The sequence below is a fragment of the Oleiphilus sp. HI0079 genome, from assembly GCF_001635105.1.
The window spans coordinates 1-907 of sequence record NZ_LWFT01001202.1 but is presented as its reverse complement, the minus strand read 5'-3'; the positions used below and the strand labels follow the sequence as shown (position 1 = coordinate 907).

1 protein-coding gene is annotated in these 907 nt (G+C 46.7%); it reads right to left on the bottom strand.

What is annotated here, in order from left to right; translation table 11 throughout:
* Positions 1–180 precede the first annotated feature (180 nt).
* The coding region (locus A3750_RS21400; protein WP_197475217.1) for an anthranilate synthase component I family protein at positions 181–907 on the bottom strand (727 nt) is incomplete at its 5' end.

Below are 907 nucleotides of genomic sequence, written 5' to 3'. Positions count from 1 at the left end.
TTGATGCGATTGCGCGCGAAGTGTCTGAGCAGCTAGAGCTGGGTGGTTTTAACGGGGAGGGCGAAGGCAATCGCGATGAACGCCAAGAATCAGAGGTTGCATCGATTGAAAGCGACGCGTCTAGCGACCATGACGATCTCTTGGGGGCCACGAAAGATCAGTAGCAACTGATTCGCACATCTATTTCTCTAGTCCGGTTATGTGGCGTATTTTGTCGATGCTTTCTTGGTATTCTGACGCGAGCTCCGAATCGGCCACTATGCCTCCTCCCGCCCAACAATATAGCGTGTTATTCAGTACTTCTGCAGTTCGTATCAGGATGTTAGAGTCGAAGTTACCACGATAATCCCAATAAAAAACAGATCCGCAGTAGTAGCGACGCGGGTGCACCTCAAGCTCATCGATAATTTCCATTGCTCTCTTTTTGGGCGCGCCGGTGATCGAACCGCCCGGGAAAACGGCGCAAAACGCCTCAAACTCCGATATGCCGCTACTGAGTGAAGAGGATATTGTGCTGACGAGATGGTGAACGTTCTCATAGCTTTCTATTTCAAAAAGCTTGGGCACTTTTACGCTATTAAGCTCAGAAACCTTGCTCATGTCGTTGCGAAGCAAGTCGACGATCATTAGATTCTCCGCTCTATTTTTCGCGTTTAGCAGTAACGCTCGCTCGCAATCGGTGATTTCGCCGTTGCTTTTAACTGTACCTTTTATAGGTTTGCTGACTAACTGCCGGTGATTACTTTCGATAAACTTCTCTGGCGAGAAAGAAAGTAGATAATTATCTCGGCTTATTTGAATAAAAGCGCAATAGTTTGCTTGTGAGTTATCTACTCCGTTAAAAAAAATATCGATTAGATCCATCTTGCTTACGTCGCACGGTGCTTCAAATCGCTGGGTTAGGTTT